Origin of the sequence: Algoriphagus confluentis, assembly GCF_036245625.1 — a bacterium.
Lineage (GTDB): Bacteria > Bacteroidota > Bacteroidia > Cytophagales > Cyclobacteriaceae > Algoriphagus > Algoriphagus confluentis.
In genome coordinates this window covers 147,268-165,806 of record NZ_BTPD01000001.1, presented here as the reverse complement: position 1 = coordinate 165,806, position 18,539 = coordinate 147,268, and the positions used below count along the sequence as shown (strand labels likewise).

Annotated in this window: 20 protein-coding genes; 5 read left to right on the top strand and 15 right to left on the bottom strand. The window is 44.7% G+C overall.

The features are described 5' to 3' along the window. Window positions 1-22: 22 nt before the first annotated feature. From AAA943_RS00775 to AAA943_RS00715, 13 genes are all read right to left on the bottom strand, one after another. Window positions 23-874, bottom strand: coding sequence for a transketolase (locus AAA943_RS00775; RefSeq protein WP_338222332.1), 852 nt, complete (start codon window positions 872-874; stop codon window positions 23-25). A gap of 11 nt (window positions 875-885) precedes the next feature. Continuing rightward, entirely contained in the window at window positions 886-1,335 is a 450-nt protein-coding gene (gene bcp, locus AAA943_RS00770; RefSeq protein WP_338218465.1) for a thioredoxin-dependent thiol peroxidase, read from the bottom strand. Between the two features lie 30 nt (window positions 1,336-1,365). Then, complete coding sequence (locus AAA943_RS00765; protein ID WP_338222331.1) at window positions 1,366-3,240, bottom strand: M23 family metallopeptidase; 1,875 nt, start codon at window positions 3,238-3,240, stop codon at window positions 1,366-1,368. Window positions 3,241-3,292: 52 nt separating this feature from the next. After that, window positions 3,293-3,904 (bottom strand): fumarylacetoacetate hydrolase family protein, encoded by a 612-nt coding sequence (locus tag AAA943_RS00760; RefSeq protein ID WP_338222330.1) that lies wholly within the window; start codon window positions 3,902-3,904, stop codon window positions 3,293-3,295. A gap of 108 nt (window positions 3,905-4,012) precedes the next feature. Next, a complete protein-coding gene (locus tag AAA943_RS00755) occupies window positions 4,013-4,714 on the bottom strand; it encodes a DUF4377 domain-containing protein (RefSeq protein WP_338222329.1) in 702 nt (233 codons plus the stop codon). Between the two features lie 4 nt (window positions 4,715-4,718). Beyond that, on the bottom strand, window positions 4,719-5,342 hold the full coding sequence (locus AAA943_RS00750) for an SGNH/GDSL hydrolase family protein (protein ID WP_338222328.1): 624 nt from the start codon (window positions 5,340-5,342) through the stop codon (window positions 4,719-4,721). A gap of 115 nt (window positions 5,343-5,457) precedes the next feature. Then, a complete protein-coding gene (locus tag AAA943_RS00745; protein WP_338222327.1) occupies window positions 5,458-6,495 on the bottom strand; it encodes a S66 peptidase family protein in 1,038 nt (345 codons plus the stop codon). Between the two features lie 80 nt (window positions 6,496-6,575). Then, window positions 6,576-7,163, bottom strand: a complete 588-nt coding sequence (locus tag AAA943_RS00740; RefSeq protein ID WP_338222326.1) for a hypothetical protein — start codon at window positions 7,161-7,163, stop codon at window positions 6,576-6,578. Then, window positions 7,153-7,665 (bottom strand): RNA polymerase sigma factor, encoded by a 513-nt coding sequence (locus AAA943_RS00735; protein WP_338222325.1) that lies wholly within the window; start codon window positions 7,663-7,665, stop codon window positions 7,153-7,155. The genes AAA943_RS00740 and AAA943_RS00735 overlap by 11 nt, the downstream gene beginning before the upstream one ends. Next, on the bottom strand, window positions 7,662-8,516 hold the full coding sequence (locus tag AAA943_RS00730) for an alpha/beta fold hydrolase (protein ID WP_338222324.1): 855 nt from the start codon (window positions 8,514-8,516) through the stop codon (window positions 7,662-7,664). Before AAA943_RS00730 ends, AAA943_RS00735 begins: the two co-directional genes overlap by 4 nt. 737 nt (window positions 8,517-9,253) lie before the next feature. Then, window positions 9,254-10,546, bottom strand: coding sequence for a D-alanyl-D-alanine carboxypeptidase (locus tag AAA943_RS00725; RefSeq protein ID WP_338222323.1), 1,293 nt, complete (start codon window positions 10,544-10,546; stop codon window positions 9,254-9,256). A 4-nt stretch (window positions 10,547-10,550) separates the two neighbouring features. Then, window positions 10,551-10,931, bottom strand: coding sequence for a DUF423 domain-containing protein (locus AAA943_RS00720; protein ID WP_338222322.1), 381 nt, complete (start codon window positions 10,929-10,931; stop codon window positions 10,551-10,553). Continuing rightward, on the bottom strand, window positions 10,928-11,608 hold the full coding sequence (locus AAA943_RS00715) for a YggS family pyridoxal phosphate-dependent enzyme (RefSeq protein WP_338222321.1): 681 nt from the start codon (window positions 11,606-11,608) through the stop codon (window positions 10,928-10,930). Before AAA943_RS00715 ends, AAA943_RS00720 begins: the two co-directional genes overlap by 4 nt. Window positions 11,609-11,657: 49 nt before the next feature. Between AAA943_RS00715 and AAA943_RS00710 the strand changes: the two genes are divergently transcribed. The 5 genes from AAA943_RS00710 (at window position 11,658) to AAA943_RS00690 (ending at window position 16,878) form a co-directional block, all read left to right on the top strand. After that, window positions 11,658-13,211, top strand: coding sequence for a GH3 family acyl-acid amido synthetase (locus AAA943_RS00710; protein ID WP_338222320.1), 1,554 nt, complete (start codon window positions 11,658-11,660; stop codon window positions 13,209-13,211). After that, window positions 13,204-13,827 carry a LysE family translocator gene (locus AAA943_RS00705; RefSeq protein ID WP_338222319.1) on the top strand — a complete coding sequence of 208 codons (624 nt, stop codon included), beginning with the start codon at window positions 13,204-13,206 and terminating at the stop codon, window positions 13,825-13,827. The genes AAA943_RS00710 and AAA943_RS00705 overlap by 8 nt, the downstream gene beginning before the upstream one ends. 30 nt (window positions 13,828-13,857) lie before the next feature. Continuing rightward, window positions 13,858-14,460: a DUF6992 family protein gene (locus AAA943_RS00700; RefSeq protein ID WP_338222318.1), complete on the top strand. Its 603-nt coding sequence runs from the start codon at window positions 13,858-13,860 to the stop codon at window positions 14,458-14,460. A gap of 72 nt (window positions 14,461-14,532) precedes the next feature. Beyond that, window positions 14,533-15,081: a DUF4136 domain-containing protein gene (locus tag AAA943_RS00695; protein WP_338222317.1), complete on the top strand. Its 549-nt coding sequence runs from the start codon at window positions 14,533-14,535 to the stop codon at window positions 15,079-15,081. A gap of 225 nt (window positions 15,082-15,306) precedes the next feature. Continuing rightward, entirely contained in the window at window positions 15,307-16,878 is a 1,572-nt protein-coding gene (locus AAA943_RS00690) for a S8 family peptidase (RefSeq protein ID WP_338222316.1), read from the top strand. Window positions 16,879-16,943: 65 nt separating this feature from the next. Here AAA943_RS00690 and AAA943_RS00685 read toward each other — a convergent pair whose 3' ends face one another. Together AAA943_RS00685 and AAA943_RS00680 are read right to left on the bottom strand one after the other, a co-directional pair. After that, complete coding sequence (locus AAA943_RS00685; protein WP_338222315.1) at window positions 16,944-17,120, bottom strand: histone H1; 177 nt, start codon at window positions 17,118-17,120, stop codon at window positions 16,944-16,946. Window positions 17,121-17,222: 102 nt separating this feature from the next. Beyond that, the gene (locus tag AAA943_RS00680; protein WP_338222314.1) at window positions 17,223-18,473 is read right to left on the bottom strand and encodes an aminotransferase class I/II-fold pyridoxal phosphate-dependent enzyme; all 1,251 of its coding nucleotides are present in this window, start codon (window positions 18,471-18,473) and stop codon (window positions 17,223-17,225) included. Window positions 18,474-18,539: the final 66 nt, after the last annotated feature.

Below are 18,539 nucleotides of genomic sequence, written 5' to 3'. Positions count from 1 at the left end.
TCTTGTCTTTTGGGATAGGAAATCAATAATCACCGAGGGTTTCTTCCAATTGACCCAAGGCCTTGGCCAATTGCTCGTCGTTTGGAGGGGAACCGTGCCATTTGTGCGTGCCCACCATGAAGTCCACACCATAGCCCATTTCGGTATAAAGCAGATTCATCACCGGCTTTCCTTTTCCAGTCAGGGACTTTGCCTTTTCCAAGCCTTCCAAAACCGCTTTCATATCATTTCCCTCCTTGATTTCATTGACTTCCCAACCAAATGCTTCCCATTTGGCTTTCAGATTTTTCAGGTCCATGACTTTGGTGGTCGGACCGTCAATTTGCTGACCGTTGTAATCTACCGTGGCAATCAAATTGTCCACTCCATAGTGTGCCGCATACATCGCGGCTTCCCATACTTGGCCTTCCTGAAGTTCGCCGTCACCCATCAGAATGTACACGAGCTTGTCGTCTCCGTTGAGTTTTTTGGCCTGAGCTGCACCCAGGGCTACGGAAAGTCCCTGTCCCAAGGAGCCTGAGGCTACCCGGATACCGGGGAGATGCTCGTGGGTAGCAGGGTGACCCTGAAGTCGAGAATTGATCTTTCTGAAAGTTTTCAGTTCCTCAACCGGGAAATACCCGCTTCTTGCGAGAACGGAATACCATCCTGCAGAAAGGTGACCGTTGGAAAGGAAGAAAAGATCTTCACCCTTTCCGTTCATTTGGAAATCAGGATTGTGGTGAAGCTGATCAAAGTAGAGAGCTACAAAGAACTCGGCGCATCCAAGCGGTGCACCGGGGTGTCCTGACTGAACGGCATGTACCATTCTCAGTACGTCCCTGCGCAGCTGAGTACAGATTTTTTGGAGTTGTTCAATTGATTGTTTTTCCATTAACTGGGGGTTTATTTTAGGATTTGAGCAGTGTGGTTTTTGGTGTCGACTTTGGCGATCACCTCAGCAATTTTTCCCTGCTCATCAATCACGAAGGTAGTTCTGGCGGTGCCCATATACTTACGTCCGTACATGGATTTTTCCACCCAAGTACCATAAGCCTCGTGCACCTTCAGATCTGTATCCGCGATCAAAGGGAAGGGGAGGTTTTGCTTTTCTATAAATTTCTTGTGGGATTTTTCATCATCCGAACTGATTCCCAAGACTACATAGCCTGCTTTCAGTAGGGCATCGTAGTTGTCCCTGAGGTTACACGCTTGAGCAGTGCAGCCCGGAGTGGCATCTTTTGGATAAAAGTAAAGGACCACTTTCTTGCCTCGGTAATCGGAAAGCTTGATGGTTTCGCCTGTTTCAATTTTTGCTTCGAAATCTGGGGCCATTTGGCCTGCTTCTAGTGACATAAAATTTTGATTTTTGAATGGAACAAAGATTTAAGGAATCGTCGATCGATACTCGGCAACATTCCCTGCCATATCGGTGACTTTTAGTAAAACTGCCCCTTTCAGCGGTTGTTTATCTTTTGTTTCAGACCAAATGACGGCCTGTTTGTGTTCGTAGCGCATTAGTACCCATTTGCCATCAACCCAAGCCTCAAAACTTCGGATTCCGGACAGGTTGTCTTTGATGGTAAATCTCATGCCTTGCCCATTGACCCGGATAGGAGTAATCGTCGGATTTACCTTATCCTCAGCCAAAACAAAACTACCAAAATTTCTGGTTTTGAAGCGGATTTGACCGGCTTCCCATTCTCCTCCTGCAAAGGATCGGGAACCATTGGGAGAGCGGAGGTAAACGTGGGTTTTGGTTTTGTCTCCGGTGTATCCGCTCACATCCCACAGCAATTCGATTGGGTTCCAAAGGTATTCGGTCGTTTCTTGAAGCCTCAGTATCGGAGCATTTGCAGGTCCGGAATGAGACGCCCTGAGGTATAAATCTTGGAGAAGGCTGTTTTCTTCAGTTTTCACAGTAAGCTTTGGCGTAGCCAATAGAAACTCCTGACCCAAGGGAATATGCCCGACCAAATCCGGAATGTAAATCTCTGAACACAGGTCAATTTTTTCAGGAATCCCGAATCTCAGGTCCCAAAGGTAAGTTCGGCTTTGTGCATCCTGATAGGCCGGGAGGATTTCGTAGGATTTGTTCCCGATAAAATACCTTGCTAATCCACCCTTGTCACTTTGACGAACTTTGATTTTCATCACATTTCGGAAGTAGCTGACCTGAGGAGTGGAAGGAGCCGCTCCGTCGGCAATGGTCGAATCCAAATCTGCACCGGTGAGCGTCAATTTGACAATTCTGGTATTTTGATAAGCGTCTTTCAGCCGAATTTGGAGATTTTTCTTTTCTCCGGAAGCTACTTCAAATACGCCTGTCGCCGGATCGGCAGGGCTGAGGTAATCATACTTCAGCTCAGGCTGGAAATACAGTTTGGTAAAGCGATTTTGATGGGTGTGCAATAAAAATTGCCGGGTGAAATTGTAGTCTATTTTGTCCACCAAAAGAGAAAAAAGCGAGCCTGAGTCATCCGCCACTTCGAAAAGTGGGAATCCGTTTTGGTTGCTGGCTCCGTCCAGTCGGTCATAGCTTTGCATTTCCAGTCCTACTCGGCCCGTCACTCGAATGGTCTCGGGAATCCGGTATTCCGAACCAGAGAGAACTGGGGTAAGCTCGATTCTTTGATATTTCCCATTGACGCGGCTATCCAGCTCCAGCGGCACAATGGCTATTTTTTGGGGAGTAGGAGGGGTTGTATCCAAGATTTCAGAGAATCCAGCCAAAAGCGGATCCATGGCTCGATCCAAGCTGTCCCGGATTTCAAAGTGAAGGTGAGGGCCGCCGGAGCTTCCGGTATTTCCTCCATAAGCGATCAATTCCCCTTTTTTTACGGAGATTTCACCTACAGCCGGATAGACTTCCAGCTCGTTTTGCTCTGCCTCATACATTTTGGCCACCATCCAGTCATGCAACTTGGGGACAAAATTCCTCAAATGCCCATACAGTGTAATATGTCCGCTGGGGTGCTTGAGATAGATGACATTTCCGTAGCCGAAAGAGGAGATTTTGATCCGATGAACCCAACCATCTGCCGCAGCATAAATCGGCTCTCCCTCGGCACCTCCAAACTTAAAGTCCAAACCCGCATGGAAGTGATTGGGACGGAGTTCGGAATAGTTACCGGAAAGGTAGTTTCTCCCTCCAGGCTTTACCGGGGAGCGGAAATAGCCTTTCTCAATCTGTTGGGAAAAACCAGTGAAAGGAGTGGAAAGGCTGAGTACAAAAACGAGGAAAATCAGCTTTCTAGACATCAATTCAAAGATTGCTTCACTGCGTTCGCAATGACGTTTATTCAAAAAAAGCTTACTTAACTTCAAAATCGAGCATTTTTTCATTTCCTATAAATCCAGTCAGGTGATCTCCGATTTTTACGGGACCTACTCCAGCCGGGGTTCCGGTGTAGATCAAATCTCCCTTCTTTAGAGTGAAAAACTGGGAGACATAGGAAATAATGGTGGCGAAGTCAAACAGCATCAAGCTGGTGTTTCCTTTCTGCTTGAGTTCTCCGTTAATTTCCAAATGAAAGTCGATGTCTTTGAGGTCGACAAAATCTGAAACCGGTTTGAAGTCGCCGATTGGGGCCGAACCGTTGAAAGCCTTGGCGATTTCCCAAGGCAGGCCTTTGGCTTTGCATTGATCTTGAAGATCCCGGGCTGTAAAGTCAATTCCCAATCCGATTTCTTCGAAATAGCGGTGTGCAAATTGAGGCTGAATGTATTTGCCTTCCTTGGAGATTTTGAGGACAAGTTCGACTTCGTGATGGATATTTTCAGAAAAATCGGGGTGAAAAAAAGGAGCTCCACCTTTCAGCACTGCGGTATCTGGCTTGAGAAAGACGACAGGTTTTCCGGGTTTTTCGTTTTTGAGTTCTTCGATATGGGCGGCATAATTTCGGCCGATGCAGATGATTTTCATGGATTCAGGTTCAAAAATTCAGGTCTCTATTTGACTGCGTGAAAATAAAAATTCCCTGCCAACAATCGGGATAAATCGTGCAGGGAATTCAATTAAATTATGAATGGTTTAATCCACCCCCTGAAGCATCATCAGGGTCTTTTCCTCCTCATCCATTAAGTAGAGTAGGCCTTTGTCAAACTTGTACTTTCTGATTTTCTCCAGGGCTTTTCTCATGTCAATTTCCACCTCCATATCCGGACAAGCCATCATCGTGGTCGCCCCCGGACCAAAAAAGACTGATGAATGGTCCAATACCTCCAGACTTCCCCGCACGGTATTGCAGCCCATTTCTCCGAAATAAGTCCCTGAGCTCACATTCAGCTCAAAAGTGAGCGGATTTCCGGATTTGAATGATTTAGGGTCTTGAAATCGACCCACAGAAACCACTTTCCAGATATTGGTCAGGGCAAGTCGCTGATCGGGTTCCTTACTGAGGACTTCAAGCAGCTTATAGCTTAGCGAAGAAGCATCGGCAGGCACAGGCTTGGGCTTCTCTGTGATTTCTACTTTGACTCGGTAGATGTTTCCGGGTTCGTAGGTGAAGCCTTCGATTTCATTATAAAACAATTCCCAATTTCGATGATCTAGGGTTTCTGATTTCTGGATTTGAAAGCAGGTCATCGGACCTACTCCCATGCAGTCCACTTTGGCAGAGTTGATCCACCAAGTTTCTGTTGGGACTTGATTTTCAACTTCTTCTTTTTCCTTACTGGTACATGAAGCCATAGCAACGAGGATCAATTGAGAGAGAATCAGAAAGGTCTTCATGGGCTTAGAAATTGATTTTTTTGACTTCTTCCAAAAGTTTTTCGGTCCACTGGGTATAGACCAATCCGGAAGGGTGTAGGCGATCGCCGGCCATCATTTCCGGTAATCCCCCGATTTCCCGGTACTCATCAGTGATATCAACGAAGACCACTCCATATTGGCTACAGATGGCTTTTTTGGCAGCATTATAGGCGTCGATTTCTGCAGCTACTTTTTCCTGATCAGTATTTCTGGCTTTAGCAAAACCAGTCACTCCCCAATCCGGAATGGAAAGCACCACGACATGATCGTTTTTCCCCCGGGCAAAAGCTATCGCGCGCTGAAGTATGGCTTCAAAGTCTTTTTCGTAGACCTCGACCGGTCTTCCCCGGTATTGATTGTTCACTCCTATGAGAAGTGTGACTAGGTCATATCCTTCCGGGGAGGTGTCCGCAGCTTGGATTCCCGCTTCCAGTTCATCCACAGTCCAACCTGTCTTGGCAATGATTTTGGGCGGAAAGAAATACTGACCTCCGAGGGAATTCAGTCGGCTGACCAATTGCATGGGATAGCGTTCGTTTTCTTCCACTCCTTCACCGATCGTGTAGGAGTCACCCAATGCGAGATAGCTTAGAGTTTTCAGTTCCATGGGTTCATCGGTTTTGCACTGAAGGAAAAGGAATAAGGAGAAAACAATGGAAATAAGATGGGGAAACATGTCAATTTCAACTTAGGATTCAAGATGGATAAGGTTTCTTTAATGATCAAGCAAATACGGATTCTAGTAAAGTCAGGCTCCCTTCATCGGCATTGAGTTTGACTCGTGCTCCTACAGGAAGAATAAATTGCCTGGGTACATGTCCAATCATCGCTCCGGAATAAGCAGGGATATTCAGAGGCAAAACGTATTGATCCAGAATCTGATCTACTGTCAAACTCCCATAGCCTCCTCCCGGATCGCAATCGGTGCATTGGCCGAATACAAATCCCTTGATTTGGGAAAGTGTGCCATTGAGCTGAAGGGTACTCATCATCCGATCTATCCGATAAGGATCTTCTCCAATGTCCTCTATGAATAAAATAGAGTTCTGAAAATCAGGGTAATAAGGAGTTCCTGATAAAGCTGTTAATACAGTCAGATTCCCTCCCAAGAGTTTGCCTTCTGCTGTGCCTCCTTTCAAAGTTTGGATTCGATTGGACTTTTGTACCAGCTCATCGCCTTTACTTCCCTCGTTGACATAGCTTACTTTTTCCCGGTTGAAAAACACCTTTTCAAATTGTCGCACATTGAAGCTGTTCCAGCTGCCGGAGCCATTAGGTCCATGAAAGGTGATCAGTCCGGCCTGACTTTGCAAGGCGCAGTGAAGTGCGGTGATATCCGAATAGCCCAAGAGCGGTTTGGGGTTCTTTTTCACTAATTCATAATCGATTAAGGGAAGAATCCGTGCAGCTCCTGAACCTCCGCGGATACAAATAACGGCTTTGACTTTCGGATCGGCAAACATGGCATTGAGGTCTGCTGCGCGCTCCTCGTCGGTTCCAGCCAGATGTCCAAAACGGTTTTTCAGGTTTTCTCCTAATTTGACTTTAAGCCCGAGTCCTTCCATGGCTTCTTTTGCATAAGTGAATTCCATGCGATTTGCGGTGGCCGCTGCAGGGGAGATGATGCCTACAGTATCTCCTTTCTGAATGCCTTTAGGCAATAGTAGGTTGGGTAGTTTGGTTTTTTTGAAATCAAAGCCCAGGAGTGAAGCGGATGCCGCAGCCATGCCAAATGATTTGAGAAAAGTGCGTTTGTCCATTTTGGATTTATTTTTGGTCAAATTACTTTCTTTTTCCTAAGGACATCAAAGAAAAACCCTGCCAATTGACAGGGTTTTGCTCATTTTTCCAGTTCATCGAGGAGTTTTTCCAATTGCCTGATCACAGGTTGGGATTCGGCTTCAAATTTTTTCCTCTTTTTTCTCAAAGTAATCCACATGATCCCTGCGATAAAAAGCGTGGCCCCAACATGAGCAAATATTCTGTAAGGTAAGGATAGCGGCGCCAAAACTGCCAAATACCCCAGATTGATGGCGATAGTCAAGAGAATTCCATAGGTAATCATATGCTTTTGGATGATTTTTCCGCGAAATTTGAGTTTCTGGAGCTGTTCCTCCAGGTAATCCCGCTGATTGTAGAGATCGGAATTTTCCACCTTTTTCAGAAGGGATTTACTATTCAGCCAAATCACCCAACCCATTCCAAAACCGATAATCAACAGGGTGATTACTCCCAAGGGACTGTCTTTGAGTGGAAGTACAAAAGTCAAAATAACCATGGTAATCGGAGTGCATATCCATGCGATCATCCATTCGGCTTTTTGCTTCTTTTCGGTGGCTTTCATTTGCTGAATCAGTCCACTGAGGTCAAAATTATTGGCTTTTTGGCTTTGCCAGAGTTGCTGTATATCGTTGAAATTAGTTTCCATGAGGTTGCGGATTGAGTTTTTGAGTGAGGGCCGCTTTGATGCGGTTGACTTTTACGGCCACGTAGTTTTCGGAAATGCCCGTGATCTCTCCGATGCTTTTGTAAGGTGTCCCTTCCAGCAGCAGGGTGGCAATGATTCGGTCCAATTCATTGAGTTCCGATATGGCCCGGTAAAGTTGCTGCAGTTGGATTTCCTGTTCCTTGGAGAAGTTTTCCGGTTCGGCCAGGTCCAATGATTCCGGCAGTTCGGTTTGCTTTTCAGCCTTTTTCTTTTCTTTGGTGGTGAAAGTAAGGGCCGTATTGTAGGCTATTCGGTAAATCCAGGTGCTGATGTCACTTTCGCCTTTGAAGCTTTCGAGATGCCTCCAAATTTTGATCAAAATTTCTTGGAATAGGTCATTGGCTAGTTCTTTTTCGCGAACAAACCCCAAACAAAGTCGGTAGATTTTATCCTTGTGGCTTTGGTATAACGATTCAAAGTCCAGTTCTTTTTGGCTTCTCATTGGAGAAATGCGGTTATTTTTTCCATAAACCATTCCGGATTGTCCCACATGATAAAGTGATGCGCAGTGGGAGCCATTTCAATTTGGACGTTTTCAGCCAATCGGTATTGATCCCCGAAGGTTTTTTTCACACTTTCTTCGGTCAATCCATAATTTTTGCCCGAAGCCCAAGCTCCCAAAACCAAAATGGGAGTTTTTACTTCCGCCAGTTCATCTCTGAAGTCGGTAGTCATCAACTCGTAGAATGCTTCCGCAGTGGTATTTCGGTCGCTTTGTATGGACCACTCTACTGCGAGTGGAAGCTTCTGCTCGTTGATGGTCATCATGGGCATGGTGGTTTTTTGCTGGGCGAGGTATTGTTCCTGACTTTGGGAAAGTATGAGTTGCTTCATTTGGGAAGCCATATCGACCATGTTTTCTTCGGTGGCAGCAGGATTAAAGGCAGCGGAGTAAAAGGGAAAGGAGTCGACGATAATGGTTTGCCGAATGTGGTCTGGGAGACTCCGGGAGAGCCTGAGCGAGAGAAATCCGCCCAAGCTGTGTCCGATTAGCGTGACTTTTTCTTTTTGTTCCAAAATATAATCTAGGAGAAGTTCTTCCATGGTATGTAAAAAACCCTCAGGCATTTCAATTGCTGGATTGGTTCCAAATCCGGGTAGGGTAAGTATGTGGCATTCGTAGCTTTTGGCAAGTTCGGCTACGGTCTCATCCCACACTGCTCCTGAAGAGGCCAAGCCGGGAATCAATATCAGTTTGGGACCTTTTCCCACGATTTGGCTTTGCAAACCTTGGGATTGACCAGTAGTCAAGGATCCAAAAATCAGCAGGTAAAGAAGAAATAACTTTTTCATGGTTTGTTTTTTTCTTCTTTAGACCAAGGCCTTTTCTTTTCCTTACAGTTTTGGAAAATTTTTTTTTAAAAAAGCTTTCTCAAAATTAAAGTTTGTCACATTAAGTACTTGAGAGACGGGAGTCTCGAAATGTTGTATAGAAAGCTGGAAACGGCCTTTGATTCCGCTACCAATGACAGAATAAATTAAATTTCGAGATAATTGAAATTTCGGAATTTAATTTTTTGATTTGGAAAATAAGTTGTTGCTAAATCAAGCGTCTATAGCCTTAATCAATCATTTTCTTTTTCTTTGTTCTTTTGGCTTGAACCAAAAGAACCAAAAGTTCAAGACGCAGCAAAGCTCCAACCGCACATGGCCGGACGCTGGCCCGCTGCTGCGTCAGCCCACCGCGCCCTTACTAAATAAGTTTTCGTTAAAAATTGTTTTCAATTGTGAAATGATAACAGAAGAATCCATTTAGGATTACCCTGTCATCCCCTTTTATATATTTTCAAAGACTTTTTTTACTCAGGCTGACAACGAAACAAATTAAGAAACAGCCTCATTAGGGTTCTTTTGGTTTTCTTAACTACCCTTCATCCAGCCTCAAACTCCTTTCTCCCCACTAATCCGACATCGGACATCGGATACCGGACGGACTTTACCACTTTCCAACTCCTTTCTCCCCACTCTTCGGTCATCTGACATCCGACACCGGACAAAACATTTCACTTTCCCATTCCAAGCTTACAATCTTAAAGTATATCCCTTACCGTGGCCATTACCTTTTCCACCTCTGCACGAATGGCTGAGGGTCTGGATAGAAAATTGGAATTCATAAATGCGAAAGCATAGGTCTTCCCGCTTTTGGTACGCACCAAACCGGCGAGGCTGTAGAGATTGCTCATGCTTCCGCTTTTGGCAAAAATGTAAGGCTGGGCAGCCTGAAAAGTGTTTTTGAGCGTTCCGGTTTTTCCTCCGGTTGGCAATAAGGCATTGAGCTGATCTTCCGGAACGATGCGATACAACTTATCAATCAGGACCACCATGGATCGAGGTGTGAACAGGTTATGACGTGAAAGTCCACTTCCATCCACCCATTTGGGCTGGTCAGGCAGGTCAAAGAAAAAAGTCTTTTGAACGTATTCGATGGCTCGTTCTGTATCCAAAGTCTGAAATAGCCGATCCGAAACCATCCATAACAGCTGCTCAGCAATGAAATTATCGCTCTCGAGCATCATTTCCCGAAGTAGGGGAAAAAGTGGGGCACCACGGAAAAGGGAGGTGTTATCCGGCATGGCCTCTTTTTTGTAAATCCAGATTTTTCCGGTCAATTCTTGGGCGAGTTCAGAAGTGAGCTGACCTGAGGTCAAAAGCGGAATGTAGCGTTCTCTTCCCTGAAATGTATTGGGATTGTAGGAGAAAGAATTACTGTGGAAGTCCCTTTCCAATTCCTTGATAGGAAGGGTTGTGGTCACAATGGATTTTTGAAACCGGGAAGGAAAGACCTCTGCCCGATTCCCGACCTTTTTTACTTCTAAGAGATTACCATAGATAGGCAAAGGACTTCTTTCTGCCGAATAATCGAAATAATAATCGTCCCATTGCCAGCCGTAACCGAAGGCGGGACTGATTTGATTGGCATCCGAAAATTGGATTACCCGGTAGTTTTTCCAGATTTTTTCAAAATTGGGTTGAAGAAAATCCTGATACTTCCAGCTGGGATCCCCGGCTCCCCAAATTTTCAGTGTATCCCCAGCCGGAAGATATCTCAACGTTTGCGTACTGTCCTGCAAAATAGCCACCGCAGCAAAGAGGGTAAAGAGCTTGGTGGTAGAGGCAGGAATGAAGTTGAGTTGACTGTTTTTCTCATAGACCACTCGCTGGGAATCCAAGTCGAAAAGGACAAAGCCAGTCATGTGGCTGGAAAATGTACTTTTTTCTCCAAGGATATTTTCCAAAGAGGAAAATTGGGCCCTACTCAGCTGTGCTGATGCTGGGTTGGTGATGACCAGCCAAGCGAGGAATAAAAGTGTATTGATTCTCAATGGGCTACGAGTTTTTGAAGGCAGAATAAACAAGACCCAGCCAACCTAAGATAAATCCTACTCCTCCGATTGGGGTGATAGCCCCGAGCCAAGTGATTCCGGTCAGAGAGAGGACGTAAAGGGATCCGGAGAAAATCAGAATTCCAAGAACCATGCACCAAGCCGAAAAGCTGAGGTATTTCCAATCGGGTTTGATCAGGGAAAGTAGGCTGATTCCGAAAAGTGCCAATACATGGTAGAAGTGATAGCTCACCGCAGTTTCGAAGGTTTCCAATCTTCCATTTTTGATCAGTAGCGGTTCCAATCCATGGGCTCCAAAAGCTCCTATTCCGACGGCCAAGGCACCCAAAATACCTGCTGAAATTAAGATTTGAGTTCCTTTCATATTCCCGAATAGTTTCTTGCTCCAAATATCGCCGATCCGATTCTCACCATTGTGCTTCCCTCTTCCTGAGCGATCTGATAGTCTCCGCTCATGCCCATAGACAATTGTTCCATTTGGACGAAAGGAGAGAGGTTTCGGTTTTTCAATTCATCGAAAAGAGTTTTGAGACCTCGGAATTCCTTTCTGATTTGATTTTGATTCTCGGTAAAGGTGGCCATGCCCATCAATCCTTTGATTTGAACATGGGTCAATTGAGCAAACTCTTCCGAGCTCAGCATTTCTTCAAGTTCAGCCCGGTCAAATCCGAATTTGCTTTCTTCCTCAGCAATATGAATTTGCAACAAGACGGGAATCACCCGATCGATCTTTTTGCCCTGCTTGTTGATTTCTTTCAAGAGTTTGAAAGAGTCTACACCATGAATTAGGTGTATGTAGGGAGCAATGTATTTGACCTTGTTGCTTTGCAAATGTCCGATCATGTGCCATCGGGTATCGGCTGGCATTTCCGGCTGTTTTGCCTGGATTTCCTGGACTTTATTTTCCCCAAAATCCCGAATTCCAGCGGTGTAAGCTGCGCGGAGGTTTTCTATTGGCTTGGTTTTACTGACAGCAATCAACTGGCAGGCAGGGTTGATAAATGATTTTTTGACGGCTTCTAAATTGGCTTTGATATCCATTTTCTATTTTTAGGCGTTCATTTTTACATTCACAGGCCAAAACAAAGATATGGCAATCCTCAGCAATTTGCTCAAAAAGGGCATTCGACTCCGGGAAAGTTTGGAGCAGGAAGTCACTCAACCTCTTGATCTTCAGAAGGAACAACTTCGAAAACTTTTACTCAAAGCGGAACGAACTGCTATCGGCAAGAAGTACGATTTTCATGGGATTTTGAAAGGGTTGAAAAAAGGGCCTGATGAATTCTACAATCGGTATAAGGCTCAGGTTCCTATTTATGACTACAATTCCATTCATGCCGAGTTTTGGCATTTGCTACAGGAGGGAAAAAAGAACATCACTTGGCCGGGGCAGGTCAAGTATTTTGCCCTGAGTTCGGGGACTTCCGGTGCATCCTCAAAATATATCCCCATTACCAAATCCATGGTCAAGGCCATCCGGAGGACCGGAGTTAGGCAGATTTTGAGTCTGTCCAAGTATGATTTTCCGGCATCTCTTTATACCAAGGGGATACTGATGCTGGGAGGCAGTACAGATTTGGAGTTTAATGGTACGTATTTCTCCGGTGATCTCAGTGGAATTACTGCGGGCAACCTTCCCATTTGGTTTCAAAGATTTTACAAACCCGGAAAGAAAATTTCCCGCAACCGAAATTGGGGAAACAAGCTAGATCAGATAGTGGAAAATGCCCCCAAGTGGGACATAGGGATCATAGTAGGTGTGCCGGCTTGGTTGCAGATTTTGTTGGAAAAAATCATTGAGCGCTATCAGGTGCAGGATATCCATGAGATTTGGCCTAATCTCCGGATTTTCGTTCATGGGGGTGTTTCATTTGAACCCTACAGGAAAGGATTTGAAAGCCTGCTTGGAAAACCTCTGACTTACATGGAAACCTACCTGGCCTCGGAAGGATTTTTGGCCTTTCAGGCTTTACCCAATCGCAAATCCATGCGCTTGGTCCTGAATAATGGTATTTTCCATGAGTTTGTTCCGTTTTCCGAGGCCAACTTTGACGCAAATGGGGATATTCTTCCCACTGCAGAAACTTTGAAAATTGATGAGATCGAGGAGGGTAAAGATTACGCACTTCTCATCACTACCTGTGCCGGAGCTTGGCGATATCTGATCGGGGATGTGATCCGATTTGTTTCCAAGGAAGAATCCGAAATCATCATTACCGGACGGACGAAGCATTTTTTAAGCCTCTGCGGAGAGCATCTTTCTGTGGACAACATGAACAAGGCCATAGAGATGGTGGCAGAAGACCTGAATATTCGGGTTCGTGAATTCACCGTATTGGGTATACCTTCCGGTAATCTTTTTGCCCATCGATGGTTTATCGGTTCTGATGATGTGGTGGATTCCCAACTTTTCCGGGAAAAGCTGGACGGGCATCTTTGCCAACTCAATGACGACTATGCAGTGGAGCGAAGACATGCCTTGAAGGAAGTTTTGGTTGAGGTTTTACCTTCCTCCGTCTTTTACGATTGGATGAAAGCTCAGGGAAAAGAAGGAGGACAAAATAAATTTCCCAGAGTATTAAAAGGAGAAAAGGCAAAGTCTTGGGAGGATTACCTGATTCAAAACGGTTACCTCCATGGGTAATGCTTGGCTGGAAGGAGTCAGCATGGGCCTGCTTTTGAGTGTCATTGTTGGTCCTGTTTTTTTTACTCTGATTACCAATAGCCTTCAACACGGGTTTCGCTACGCGATGGTATTGGCTTTGGGAATCCTGTGTAGTGATGCCATGTATGTGCTATTGACTTATTTTGGTGTGGCTTTCTTGGCCAATACGGTGCTTTTCGAGAAAATACTGGGATATGGTGGAGGATTGATTCTGGTTGGATTCGGGATTAGTTCTTTGGTCAAAAAACAGGTGAATCGGCCCAATACTGGAGGAATAAACCTTCCAGTTCCCAAAAAGAGAAATGCATTTGCCAAGGGATTTAGCATCAATGGAGTCAATCCCTTTGTCCTCCTATTTTGGATTTCCATCGCCAGTTTGGTCTCTTTGAAGCAAGGCTGGACTGGTTCTCAAATAAGCCTGTATTATTTGGGGATTTTGGGGACGGTTTTTTTGATTGATTTGATTAAAGCTTTCATTGCCAAACAGCTATCCCGGTTTGTGACTCCTCGATTGATAGCCCTGTTGAATAAGGGAGTCGGATTGGTGATGGTGTTTTTTGGCTGTAGAATGCTTTGGACTGCTTATTTTTCTTAAACTTAGTCTGCATCTACAGGTTAAAAGCTCATGAAAAAGCAAACTATCTCTCCTTTTGTCCTTTGTTTGATTCTTTTATTTACCACGGCTTCTTTGGCTTTGGGACAAGAGCTTCCCTGGCTTACCGAGTTTAATCAAACCCGCCTGGAATACAATCAGCAGGGCATGATGATTTTGGGCACATGGGCTGTGGGAAATATGATTTGGGGTGGGATAGGAGCGAGTCAGACTACCGGGCAGACCAAGGCCTTTCATCAGATGAATCTGTATTGGAATTCGGTCAACTTGCTCATTGCAGGTTTAGGATATTGGCAGGCCACCAAAGAATCTCCGGGCTCAGATTTTTGGGAGACGCTCAAAGCACAGCAAAGTGTCGAAAAGATTCTTTTAGTCAATGCAGCTCTGGATGTGGCGTATATGGCAGGAGGATTCTATTTGAAAGAAAGAGGCCTGAGAATAGAAAATGACCGATTGATCGGATTCGGGAAATCCATCATTCTCCAAGGTACTTTTTTGATGGTTTTTGATGGGATCATGTATGGATTCCATGTGACCCATGCCAAAGAGCTTCCAAGCTTTGTCCAGAATATCAGTTTGGGGCCTACAGGCGTCTATTTCAGAATGAATTTTTAAAATAAGGGTTGATATTGAACTACTTATTGAATAATCCGTATCGTAGATAGTTTCCCTTACGACCCTAGAACTATGAAAAAAATCCTTCCCTTACTCGTTTTGATTTTTATTTTGGGATCCTGCAAGGTTTCAGAAACTCTCAGAGTGGATACACTCTCCAATTCTGAGATGCTTAAAGAATATCAAACCTTTAAAATGATAGAAGAGGATTATTCTGATAAAAGAAATAATAGGATCAAGCAAGCCTTTAGGGAAAAATTAATCGACTATGGATTCAATGAAACTGAAGAAAATCCGGATTTTTTGATTCAGGGAGTAGTTGTTTCTCGGGATTTCATTGAAACTGATGACCTGTCCACTGATGCTTCTGTCCCTGGTCCATTCTATGATGTTTATAATTCAGGAAATAGATCTCCAAACGGAAGTGGTGGGGGAAGAAAAATTATCAACTCTGGAATGATCGGAAAGGTGATTTTTCTGATCCAAGATTCAAAAACCAATGAAATTGCTTGGATGGGGATCAGTTCGGGAGTGGTCTATGGAGGTGGTCGTCAGTTTGATTTGGCAAAAGTAGACCTTATTCTCCACCAGTTACTGACCTCCCTTTATGAATTAGAATAGGGGGCTACGTATTACCCTTGTTCTTTCATTTTTTTTGGATTGGATGGAAATAAGATTTTTCGCTGAATGACGATTGGTAAAGAGATAGACTTTATTTTTTCAATGGATTAGGCTTACCAACCAATCTGCCTGCCTTCGAATTTGAAGTTTCCACAAATACTATTTTTTTCTACTAGGAGAAAGTGATAACTTCTTGAATGTTAAACTCAAACAGAAATTTTTATCATGTTTTTGAAATCCAAAATCAACCTTAGCCTGCTTTTTTTAGCAGTTGTGGTTTTATCCTGTACACAGGAAGAACAGCCCTCGGTCTCCCTCGCGGAGGATCTACAAGAAGTCCAAAAAATAATCCCATCTAAGGAAATTGACCGGATTATTCTTAATTCCCTTCAGGAAAAAGGGGATTTTATCTGGATGGAGCAAAGCGATGAGCTACTCTACAGCGCCCTGATTCAGGGTGATTCTATTTTGACTATCGGATACAAGCCGGTGGGAATGGAAGATCCCAATGCCCGGATAGGTTTGGATGATGTCAGCTCGGCCAGTTGGGAAGCTGCTTCTGAATCTATTCTGGAAATGATCTCCGCCACGCTTACCAAAAATCAGAGTCCCAATTTCCGACTTCGGGATCAGGATGCCTTGATTCATGAGCAATTACCCTATCTGGAAGTGAAGGTGGCGGATTTTGAGATTTTGCAAAACCTCCGAAAGATGCCAGAAGTAAGGTATTTTGAGCCGGTAGGCTATCAGTTTGATTATTCCTTACTCAATAATGGGGAAAGTCCAGCCGTCCGAATCCAAAGCGATGCCGGCTGTTCCAACCATCCCAATACAGGACTTCCGGCTTCAGATTTTACAGCCGTGACCCCAAATGCCAAAGCCTCGTGGAACTATCAGCAAATGGGAATTGCCCAGGCATGGAGCCAAAGCACCGGTGCAGGAATCACTGTGGGGGTAATTGATACGGGCCTTTCTCCCGATCAGCCCCTGCTCAATTCTGGATTCAATTCAGGAGAGTCCTCTGGAAGATATGTGGCCAAGTTCGGGACGTTCAAGACCGGATTTTGGTTTTGGAAAAGCTACGATGGACCGGATGACCGATGTGGACATGGTACGGCCATGTCAGGGGTGATTGCAGCACCAAGAAATACAGTAGGCAATACGGTAGGAGTTGCTTACAACTCCAATTTAGTCTCAGTGAGAGGCACAAGCGATGTAATCATCAATTCTTCGGATGAAAAAAATGGTGTCTCAGAAGCTTTGGTTCTCTTGGGCAACCGACCGGATGTACGGATTATCAGCATGTCTATTGGAGATGTTTTTTCCAATTCTAAAGTGGCTGATGCCGTGCGCTATGCCTTCAACCGGGGAAAGCTGATTTTTGCGGCAGCGGGTACTTCCACCTCCTTTACCAATTGGGTTGGTGTCATCTTTCCGGCAAATATGAATGAAACCGTAGCCGTGACAGGCATCAGAGAAGGCACAGGCTATCAGCGATGTGACACTTGTCATTCGGGAAGTCAGGTTGAGTTTACGGTAGTAATGCAGCGCTCCGGAAGTGGCAATACACCCCTGAGCGTGGCTAACAGCGGAGACCAGCCTTCGACGGTGGGTGGTTCCTCGGTAGCAACAGCAACGGCCTCAGGAATTGCTGCCTTAGTCTGGGCCAAGAATCCGGGCTGGACCAGAGATCAAGTGCTCAATCAAATGCGGTCTACTTCAGATTTGTTTCCCAACAGAAGTTCCCAATATGGATTTGGTAACCTGAATGCAGCTGCGGCGGTAGGTGTAAACTAAAAAAGGGGCTATAGCCCCTTTTTTACAAATAAAGGTGGCCTTGAAGCCACCTTTATTATCTTAGATCATCCGGCGTTTTTCATGTTTTGTACTTCGGATCTGATATCCTGCGCCAAAGTTTTCAGCTCCTGCATGCCTTTTCTTACTCTGGTTCCAGCAGCCTGATTTCCTTTTTCGTAGAACTTTTCAAAATCAGCTTCCAAGTTCATTACAAGATTTTTTACTTCACTAAATCTGCTCATAGTAAAAGTTTATTTTTTAGGTTGATGATAAGTTAATTGTGATCGAATATAGCCCAAATACTTACTATTTCAACCCTGAGGCCATTTTTTTTGAATTTTTTTTTATTCTCCAAAAGAAAGTGCCAATTCAGAATTCTTGTAAACTCCTGAAACTAGCTTGTCTTTTACAGCTGCAAATGCTTTCACTGTTTCGTCTACATCAGACAAAGTATGTACTGCGGTAGGAATTAATCTCAAGATAATCATGCCTTTAGGGACTACGGGGTAAATTACTACTGAACAGAAGATGCCATAGTTTTCTCTTAAATCCATAGAAAGAGCCGCAGCTTCGCCCACGGTGCCATTCAGAACCACAGGAGTGACCGGGGAATTGGATTTTCCAGTGCTGAATCCATTCTCGTGAAGGCCTTTTCTCAGCGCATGGACTATCTTCCAGAGATTTTCCTTCAGCTGAGGTTGGGTTCTGATCAACTCCAACCGCTTCAGAGCACCCTCAACCAGCAGCATGGGAAGTGATTTGGCGAAAATCTGAGAACGCATATTGTATCTCAAATAGAGAATCACATCTGCATCTCCGGCGATAAATGCACCAATGGAAGCCATGGACTTGGCAAAAGTAGAGAAGTAAAGGTCAATCTGATCCTGAACTCCCTGCTCTTCACCGGCGCCTGCACCCGTGGTACCCAAGGTACCAAAGCCATGGGCATCGTCCACTAAGAGTCGGAAATCAAATTTTTTCTTCAATTCTACGATTTCCTTCAGCTTGCCTTGATCGCCGGTCATTCCAAATACCCCTTCGGTGATCACCAAAATTCCTCCTCCGGTCTCGGCGGCCAGTTTGGTTGCCCGCTCTAACTGCTTTTCGCAGTTTTCAATATCGTTGTGAGGGAACACGTATCTTTTTCCCAAGTGCATTCTCAAGGCGTCGATGATACAGGCATGGCACTCAGAATCATAGACAACAACATCTTTTCTGTCCAAAATAGCATCAATAACAGACATGATGCCCTGATAGCCGTAGTTCAGTAAGTAGGATTTTTCTTTGCCTACGAAGGCTGCCAATTCGTCCTCCAATTGTTCGTGGAGATTGGTCTGTCCGGACATCATTCGGGCACCCATGGGATAGGCAGCCCCCCATTTTGCAGCAGCATCAGCATCTGCTTTTCGGATTTCCGGATGATTGGCAAGACCTAGATAATTGTTTAGGGACCAAGTGAGCACTTCTTTTCCTTTGAATCTCATTCTGGGAGCAATTTCTCCCTCGAGTTTAGGAAAAGACCAATACCCGTCGGCAAAGCCTGAGTGTTTGCCCAATGGGCCCATATTCGTTTTTAATTTTGCAAATAGATCCAAAGCTTGTAGAATTTTTAGGTGTATCAGGGTTAAGGTAAGGTTTCCTTAAAGCCCGCCAAAAATAAT

What these genes read in the sequence shown, in the direction of transcription:
- bcp (WP_338218465.1), bottom strand. Translation starts at nt 1,335, where the DNA reads ATGTCACTAGAAGCAGGCCAAATGGCCCCAGATTTCGAAGCAAAAATT.
- AAA943_RS00755 (WP_338222329.1), bottom strand. Translation starts at nt 4,714, where the DNA reads ATGAAGACCTTTCTGATTCTCTCTCAATTGATCCTCGTTGCTATGGCT.
- AAA943_RS00710 (WP_338222320.1), top strand. Translation starts at nt 11,658, where the DNA reads ATGGCAATCCTCAGCAATTTGCTCAAAAAGGGCATTCGACTCCGGGAA.
- AAA943_RS00700 (WP_338222318.1), top strand. Translation starts at nt 13,858, where the DNA reads ATGAAAAAGCAAACTATCTCTCCTTTTGTCCTTTGTTTGATTCTTTTA.
- AAA943_RS00775 (WP_338222332.1), bottom strand. Translation starts at nt 874, where the DNA reads ATGGAAAAACAATCAATTGAACAACTCCAAAAAATCTGTACTCAGCTG.
- AAA943_RS00690 (WP_338222316.1), top strand. Translation starts at nt 15,307, where the DNA reads ATGTTTTTGAAATCCAAAATCAACCTTAGCCTGCTTTTTTTAGCAGTT.
- AAA943_RS00730 (WP_338222324.1), bottom strand. Translation starts at nt 8,516, where the DNA reads ATGAAAAAGTTATTTCTTCTTTACCTGCTGATTTTTGGATCCTTGACT.
- AAA943_RS00735 (WP_338222325.1), bottom strand. Translation starts at nt 7,665, where the DNA reads ATGAGAAGCCAAAAAGAACTGGACTTTGAATCGTTATACCAAAGCCAC.
- AAA943_RS00750 (WP_338222328.1), bottom strand. Translation starts at nt 5,342, where the DNA reads ATGGAACTGAAAACTCTAAGCTATCTCGCATTGGGTGACTCCTACACG.
- AAA943_RS00745 (WP_338222327.1), bottom strand. Translation starts at nt 6,495, where the DNA reads ATGGACAAACGCACTTTTCTCAAATCATTTGGCATGGCTGCGGCATCC.
- AAA943_RS00705 (WP_338222319.1), top strand. Translation starts at nt 13,204, where the DNA reads ATGGGTAATGCTTGGCTGGAAGGAGTCAGCATGGGCCTGCTTTTGAGT.
- AAA943_RS00685 (WP_338222315.1), bottom strand. Translation starts at nt 17,120, where the DNA reads ATGAGCAGATTTAGTGAAGTAAAAAATCTTGTAATGAACTTGGAAGCT.
- AAA943_RS00760 (WP_338222330.1), bottom strand. Translation starts at nt 3,904, where the DNA reads ATGAAAATCATCTGCATCGGCCGAAATTATGCCGCCCATATCGAAGAA.
- AAA943_RS00720 (WP_338222322.1), bottom strand. Translation starts at nt 10,931, where the DNA reads ATGAAAGGAACTCAAATCTTAATTTCAGCAGGTATTTTGGGTGCCTTG.
- AAA943_RS00765 (WP_338222331.1), bottom strand. Translation starts at nt 3,240, where the DNA reads ATGTCTAGAAAGCTGATTTTCCTCGTTTTTGTACTCAGCCTTTCCACT.
- AAA943_RS00715 (WP_338222321.1), bottom strand. Translation starts at nt 11,608, where the DNA reads ATGGATATCAAAGCCAATTTAGAAGCCGTCAAAAAATCATTTATCAAC.
- AAA943_RS00740 (WP_338222326.1), bottom strand. Translation starts at nt 7,163, where the DNA reads ATGGAAACTAATTTCAACGATATACAGCAACTCTGGCAAAGCCAAAAA.
- AAA943_RS00695 (WP_338222317.1), top strand. Translation starts at nt 14,533, where the DNA reads ATGAAAAAAATCCTTCCCTTACTCGTTTTGATTTTTATTTTGGGATCC.